Annotated in this window: 2 protein-coding genes; both read left to right on the forward strand. The window is 72.4% G+C overall.

Annotated features, from left to right (window positions below):
• On the forward strand, positions 1-798 hold a 798-nt coding region (locus F3J18_RS35805; protein ID WP_345892546.1), incomplete at its 5' end, for an ABC transporter substrate-binding protein.
• Positions 795-3,830 carry a SpoIIE family protein phosphatase gene (locus F3J18_RS38415; RefSeq protein ID WP_166916844.1) on the forward strand — a complete coding sequence of 1,012 codons (3,036 nt, stop codon included), beginning with the start codon at positions 795-797 and terminating at the stop codon, positions 3,828-3,830. The genes F3J18_RS35805 and F3J18_RS38415, both read left to right, overlap by 4 nt.
• Positions 3,831-4,206 lie beyond the last annotated feature (376 nt).

The raw sequence follows: 4,206 nt of genomic DNA on the forward strand, positions 1-4,206 counted from the left end.
GCGCTGCGCCGGGCGGCGGCGGGATCGGCGGCGCTGCTGGTGATGGCCGCCGCCTGCGGTGACGCCAGCGCGGGCGCCGTGCTCGATCGCGTGCACGCCACCCGTACGCTGCGCGTGTGCCTGTCGCAGAACGATGCCGGCATCACCTACCGCGATCCGCGCACCGGCGAGCCGCGCGGCATCGACGTCGACCTGGCGGCCGCCTTCGCCGGCGATCTCGGCGCCCAGATCGTGATGGTCGACACCTCCTTCGACCGCTTCGCCGACGACCTGCTGGCCGACCGCTGCGACGTCGCGATGCTCGCCGTGGCGGCCACCGCGGCGCGCCGCGAGATGCTGCGCTTCAGCCGTCCCTACCTGTCGAGCGGCATCGTCGGGGTGGCCTCGCGCGGCAGCGAGGTGGTGCCGGGCTGGGGCGATCTCGACCGGCCCGGCGTGCGCGTCGGCGTGCAGCAGGGCTCGCAGATCGAGCCGCTGCTGCGCGCCACCCTCAAGCGCGCCACCCTGGTGGTGCTCGACGCGCGCGTGAACCGCGAGGACGAGTTGCAGGCAGGGCGACTCGACGTGCTGGTGGCGGGGCTTCCGTATGCGCACCGCCTGCTGGAGAATGCCGACTGGGCCCGCCTGGTGGCGCCGCCGCGGCCGTTCCATCCGATGCCCTATGCCTATGCCGTGCGCCCCGGCGACGACGCCTGGCTGCAGACGGTCGACGCCTTCGTCGCGCGCATCCAGCGCGACGGCCGGCTCGCCGAGGCGGCCCGCCGCCATCACCTGACCGACATCATGCTGCTCCAGTGAAACGAATCGAAGCGATCATCGGCCATCACACCGCGCAGCTCCCCGCCTGGCTCAACAGCCGCTCGGTGCTGGTCGGCGGCGCGCTCGTCGGCGCGCTGCTGATCGGCGCGGCCGGCAGCTTCGCGTGGTGGGAGCATCGCAGCGCGATCGACGACGAACGCGGCAGCGCCGAGATGCTGGCGCGCGCGCTCGACGACCAGGGCGCGCGCGCCGCCAGCACCGCCAATTCGATCGCGCGCTCGATCGACAGCACGCTGCAGACGCGCGACCTGCGCGGCACGTCCTTCGCCAACCTGATGCTGGCGCGCAGCATCGCCGGCACGCCGATGCTGCGCAGCGTCTCGCTGGTCGACAGCGAGGGCGAGGTGTTCGCCAGCTCGAACCCGGCCAACCTCGGCGCGCATCTCGACCTGGCGCGGCTGCCGGGCCCGCGCGTGCCGGTCGCCGACGGCGATCTCGCGATCGGCCGGCCGATGGCGGGCCGGGATCTCGCCGATTCCTCGCTGCTGCGCGGTGCGCGGGCCGGCGCCGGCAATCCGCTGCCGCTGCGCTTCCTGCCGCTCGCGCGGGCCAGCGTGACGCCCAACGGCGACGTGATCCGCATCGTGGTCGCGCTCAATCCCGACTACCTCAAGACCAGCTTCCAGATGCTGCTGGGCGACGCCTCGCGCTCGGCCGGGCTCTACACGCTCGACGGCACGCCGGTGGTGACCACCGGCGTGCCGCTCGACAAGGCCGGCGCGCTGGGCGCGCACACGCTGTTCCGCAACCTGCTGCCGCGTGCCGAGAGCGGCAGCTTCGCGGCGCTCGATTTCGACGGCACCGCCAGCATCGGCGCCTGGCGCACCGCGCGACGCTGGCCGCTGGTGACGGTGGTGGCCACCCCGGCCGAGCGGGCGCTCGCCACCTGGGCCGTGATCGCGCGCTGGGTCGCGCTCGGCAGCGGCGGCGCGCTGCTGCTGTGGGGCGTGTTCTGCACCGCGGCCTCGCGCAGCCTGCGCCAGAACGCGCTGACCATCGCCGCGCTGGGCCAGCTGATGCGCGAGATCGCCAGCAGCGAGGCGCGCAACACGGCGGTGCTGACCAGCGCGATGGACGGCATGGTCACGCTCGACGCGCTCGGGCACGTGGTGGAATTCAACCGCGAGGCCGAGCGCATCTTCGGCTATCGCGCCGAGAACCTGATCGGCCAGCCCGGCGAGGCGCTGCTGCCCGACGAGATCCACGAGCTGATGCGCGATCGCCGCCTGCCCGGCGAGGACGACCGCTCGGCCACGCCGCGCCGCCGGCTCGAACTGAACGCGCGGCGCGCCAACGGCCGCGTGTTCCCGGCCGAGATCTCGGTGGCGCCGGTGGACGTGGACGGCGAGCTGTACTACTTCTGCACCGTGCGCGACCTGTCCGAGGCCAAGCGCGTCGCGCACGAGCGCGCCCAGCTGCTGGCCAAGTACCGCGACTCCTCGTCGGACCTGCGCGGCCTGAAGAACGCCCTCGACGAGCACGCGATCGTCAGCATCCTGTCACCGGACGGGACCATCCTCTATGCCAACTCGATGCTGGCCTCGGTCAGCGGCTACCCGAGCGACGAACTGGTCGGCCAGTCCTACCGGCTGCTGCGCCCCGACGACGCCTCGGGCGGCCTGGTGGTGGACCGGCTGCCCGAGCTGATCCGCGAGGGCGCGCCCTGGAGCGGCCAGCTCGTGCACCGGCGCCGCGACGGCTCGCTGTTCTGGACCGCGTCCACGCTGGTGCCGATCATGAACACCTCGCACGACACCAAGCACGCCTTCCTGATCCAGACCGACATCAGCCTGCAGGTGGCCGGCGAGCGCGAGCTGAAGGCGGCGCATCGCGCCGAGCTCGAACTCGGCGCGGGGATCCAGCGCGGCCTGCTGATCGGCGACCTGCCGCCGGCCGTGCACGGTTGCCTGCTGGCCAGCTTCAACCTGGCCTCGCGCGGCATCAACGGCGATTTCTTCGACCTGTTCGAATTCGACGACGGCTGCTTCGACCTGCTGGTGGGCGACGCGATGGGCAAGGGCGTGCCGGCCGCGCTGCTGGGCGCCGCGCTGAAGATGCAGTTCTCGCGCTCGATCGCCGAGCTGGTCGCGCATGGCGAGCCGGGTGCCGAGCGGCCCTCGCCGGCGCGCATCGTGGCGCATTCGCAGCGCGCCATGCACGCGCGCCTGCAGGCGCTCGACAGCTTCGTCACGCTCTGCTACCTGCGCATCGACCGCGTGCGCGGCACCGCCACCTGGGTCGGCTGCGGGCACGAGGAAACCATGCTGTTCCGCGGCAACGCGCCGCCCGAATTCCTGCGCAACCAGCATCCGCCGCTCGGCGTGATCGAGGAGGCCGAGATCTTCGAGGACAGCGTGAGGCTCGGCCCCGGCGACACCGTGGTGCTCTACTCCGACGGCCTGACCGACGCCGTCGACGACACCGGCGAGCGCTTCGGCCTGGACCGGCTGGCGGCCACGCTGCGCGCGCTGGTGCCGACCCATCGACGGCCCGGCACGATCGTGCGCGGCATGCGCGCGGCCGTCGAGGCGTTCACCAACAGCGCGCGGATTCCGGACGACATGACGATGCTGGTGCTGCAACTGCCCGACGGCGAACCGAACACGCGCCGCGAGCGGCTCGACATGCCGCGCACGCTCTCGCAGTTGCAGACGCTGCGCAACTTCGTGGCGATGCACGCGGCGGCGGGCCTCGGCGACGACGACGCGGCCTCGCTCGCGCTGGCCGCCGTCGAGCTCGCCAGCAACGTGGTGCGCCACGATTCGCGCCCCGGCGACGGCCCGATCGAGGTGGTCTGCACCACCGGCCCGGAGCTGGCCACGCTCGAATTCGTCTACGACGGCCGGCCCTTCACGCCGCCGCCGGAGCTGAAGCCCGATTTCTCGGGCGAATCGGAAGGCGGCTTCGGCCTGTTCATCATTCGCGAGAGCTGCGACATCGTCAGCCACGACCACGTCAACGGCATCAATCGCGTCACCCTGATCAAGCGCCGCCACACCCAGGCGGCCTGAGCCGGGAAGCTCTCCTCAGACGATTGGCGCGGCGCGCGCCGATCGATGGCACAACTGAGGATCGCGTCCCGCGCCGCCCGACGAAATCCGCCGCGCCCGCCAGAAGCCGCGCCCGGCGCGGCATCCGACCCTTTGGCGTGGTCCGACGTTTGCAGTTCTGTCACGATTCCCGACCCGATTCGCGATGAAATTGAGCCCATCCACGCTGGAGGGCCACGCGATGATCGCAATCTCTTTGGACGCACAACAACGTTGCAGCCGCCAATCGGGCGGCAAGCAGGCCGACGTTCGTCTGCAGCCGGGGCGCACGCGACGTCGCCAGCAGACCGCCCGCGCCTGGCGCCGCGCGCGCCTGGCCGCCGCGCCGCTGCGCCGC

This window comes from Burkholderia sp. Ax-1720, assembly GCF_011753035.1.
Classification (GTDB): Bacteria; Pseudomonadota; Gammaproteobacteria; order Burkholderiales; family Burkholderiaceae; genus Burkholderia; species Burkholderia gladioli.